Origin of the sequence: Pseudomonas sp. K5002 (assembly GCF_013386655.1) — a bacterium.
Lineage (GTDB): Bacteria > Pseudomonadota > Gammaproteobacteria > Pseudomonadales > Pseudomonadaceae > Aquipseudomonas.
In genome coordinates this window covers 1-2,929 of sequence record NZ_JACARK010000304.1, presented here as the reverse complement: position 1 = coordinate 2,929, position 2,929 = coordinate 1, and the positions used below count along the sequence as shown (strand labels likewise).

Here is a 2,929-nt window from a genome sequence, read left to right as displayed (position 1 = left end):
CGGGGTCGATCATCAGCGGCACGCCGCTGCGCTGCACGATCAGCAAGGGTTCGTCCCCCGCCACCGCAGCGGTTTGATCGGCCTCTACGCGCCATGGAAACTGTGGCGGCTTGGCGCCATAACCGCGGCTGACCACACCGACGCGCAAACCGCTGCGCTGGCAATGGTCGATCAGCCAGAGAATCATGGGCGTCTTGCCGGTGCCACCCACCGTGATATTGCCTACCACCACGACCGGCACCGGCGACTGATAGATCTCGCCCTCGCCCGCCAGGAACCGCGCGCGTTTGCGCTGCACCACCCGGCGATAGAGGGATTCCAGCGGCTGCAATAACGCAAGTGCAGGATGGCCTTCGTACCAGGCCTTGAGCAAACGATCAGTCATGGCCATCAGGGTTGGCTCGCCGCCTCGACGGTGGTCATGCGCAAATGGCTGAAGCCGAGCTTGCCGGCAGCGTCCATCGCCGTGATCACGGCCTGGTGCTTGGTGTTGCCATCGGCGCTGATGGACAGTGGCAAGTTAGTGTCCCCACCAGACTCTTTTTGCAGCGCTTCCATCAGGCTGGCCAGGTCGTTTTTCTCCAGCAACTGGTTATTCACCGAGAACACGCCATCGGCGCTGATGGCGATGTCCAGTTGCTTGGCCTGCTGGTCTTCCGCCGGCGAACCGCTGACGGCTTCCGGCAGGTCGACGCGCAGCTGGGTTTCCCGGGTAAAGGTGGTGGTGACGACAAAAAACAGCAGCAGGATAAACACCACGTCGATCAACGACGCCAGGTTGATATCGACGTTTTCCCGTTGCTTGCGACGAAATTTCACGCGTTGCCCTCAACCAGGTCTACGTCACGGTCGCCCTGTACCACTTCCACCAGCTTGATGGCTTCCTGCTCCATGCCCACCACCAGTTCGTCGATGCGCCGTTGCAGGAAACGGTGGAAGAACACCGAAGGAATACCGACCATCAGGCCCGCCGCCGTGGTGATCAAGGCCTTGGAAATACCACCGGCCAGCACTGCGGCGTTGGTGGTCATGCCCGACCCCATGAATGAGCTGAAAATATCGATCATGCCCAGCACCGTACCGAGCAGGCCGAGCAACGGTGCCATGGCGGCGATGGTGCCCAGGGCATTGATGTAGCGCTCCAGCTCATGGATGACCCGGGCGGCGGCCTCTTCGATGCACTCCTTCATGATCTCGCGACCGTGCTTGGAGTTGGCGAGGCCGGCGGCGAGGATTTCACCCAGGGGCGAGTTGGCGCGCAGTTCCTTGAGCTTTGTCTTGTCGAGCTGCTTGTTCTTGATCCAGCCCCAGACCTGGCCCAGCAGGTGGTCAGGCGTTACACGGCTGGCACGCAGGGTCCATAGGCGTTCGGCGATGATGCCGAGTGCGGCGATGGAACTCAAAATGATCGGCAACATCATCCAGCCGCCGGATTTGACCAATTCCCACACAGTGAATGTCCCCTCGAAAAAGTGCGCCACTTTACCATAAGGGTCCGGTGGAAGGGCTGGCCTGCCCCAGAGCATCCTGACGCAGGGGCCGGTCTTTGGTAACGCTGTTTTGCGACGGGCGCTCGCGCCAGAAACGCCGCTGGCTGCGCGCGGCCATCGGCGGCTGGAAGGTGCCCAGTTGCAGGCGGAGTGCGCCTTGCTCGGCACTGTCATAAATCGCGCTGCCCATGGCCTGGTAACGCTCCAGCACCTGTGGATGCGGGTGGCCAAATCCATTGCTGCGCCCCCGGGAAATCAACACGGCCTTGGGTGCCAGGCGCTGTAGAAAGGCCCATGACGACGAGCTGCGGCTGCCGTGGTGCGGCGCTTGCAGCCAATCGACAGGAGCGCCCATGGGAGTGGCCAGCAATGCCCGCTCGGCGTCATGGTCAATATCCCCGGTCAGCAACAAGCGCTCGCCATTGGCCTGCACCCGCAACACGCAGGACATCTGGTTACCGTCCGTCGCATCAGGCCATTGCCATAGCTCGAACCTCACGCCGTCCCACTCCCACTGCTCGCCGCTGACACACGCTTGGGTACCGAGCGAGGCCGGCAGCCGTGCCGTCTCACCGCCCACCACACGCTTGACCGGCAACCCTTGGGCGACGGCCAACGCGCCGCCGGCATGATCGGCATCGGCATGACTGAGCAGCATCACGTCCAGCTCTGCGACCCCCAGCTTGCGCAACGCAGGCAATACGACACGCGCGCCAAGATCGAACTCACCGGAGCGCGGCCCGGCGTCATACAGCAGTACATGGTTGCGGGTACGCAGGATGATCGCCAACCCCTGGCCGACATCCAGTTGCACCACCTCGACCAGCCCATGAGGTATCGACTCCCGCGGCGGGAACACTGCCAGCAGCAACATCGGCCACCCCAGCAGCCGAAACGGGACGCCCTTGGGCAGCAATAACAGCACCGCCCCCAGCAGGCTCACCAGCCAATAGCCAATGGGCACTTGCGCCGGTATCCAGGCCGGCAAGTACTGCGCCAGCAGCGCCAAGGCCTTGAACAGCCCGTCCAGTGTGCCGCCCGCCAGCCATAACAACCCCTCTCCTATATAAGGCAGCGGCAATAACACCGTACCCAGCAAGGCCAGGGGCAGCACCACCAGGCTGATCCACGGCACCGCAACCAGGTTGGCCAGCGGCCCGCTCAGGCTGATAGGCAGGCCGAGCACCAGCAGCAGCGGAAACAGGCCGATGGCAATCATCCATTGGGCGCGGGTCCAGGCTTGCCACAAGGGCCAGGGGCCCAATCGGCCACTGAACGCCAAAATCAGCACCGCAACAGCCGCAAAAGACAGCCAGAACCCCGGCTGCAGGCTGGCCAACGGTTCGAGGATCAGCACCGCGTCCAGCGCCAGCAACAGCGGCCACCAGATTCCCAGGTGACGAAACCGCAGGCGCCACAGCAACACCAGGCCCACCATC

Annotated in this window: 4 protein-coding genes; all 4 read right to left on the bottom strand. The window is 63.2% G+C overall.

The genetic code is table 11. The features are described from left to right. The coding region (lpxK, locus tag HX846_RS15515) for a tetraacyldisaccharide 4'-kinase (protein WP_178965665.1) at window positions 1–391 on the bottom strand (391 nt) is incomplete at its 3' end. Continuing rightward, on the bottom strand, window positions 391–819 hold the full coding sequence (locus HX846_RS15510) for a biopolymer transporter ExbD (protein WP_004371361.1): 429 nt from the start codon (window positions 817–819) through the stop codon (window positions 391–393). The genes HX846_RS15510 and lpxK, both read right to left, overlap by 1 nt. Next, entirely contained in the window at window positions 816–1,451 is a 636-nt protein-coding gene (locus HX846_RS15505) for a MotA/TolQ/ExbB proton channel family protein (protein ID WP_004371363.1), read from the bottom strand. The genes HX846_RS15510 and HX846_RS15505 overlap by 4 nt, the downstream gene beginning before the upstream one ends. A 31-nt stretch (window positions 1,452–1,482) precedes the next feature. Continuing rightward, window positions 1,483–2,929 (bottom strand): DNA internalization-related competence protein ComEC/Rec2 (locus HX846_RS15500; protein WP_178965664.1); only part of this gene is annotated, 1,447 nt, incomplete at its 5' end.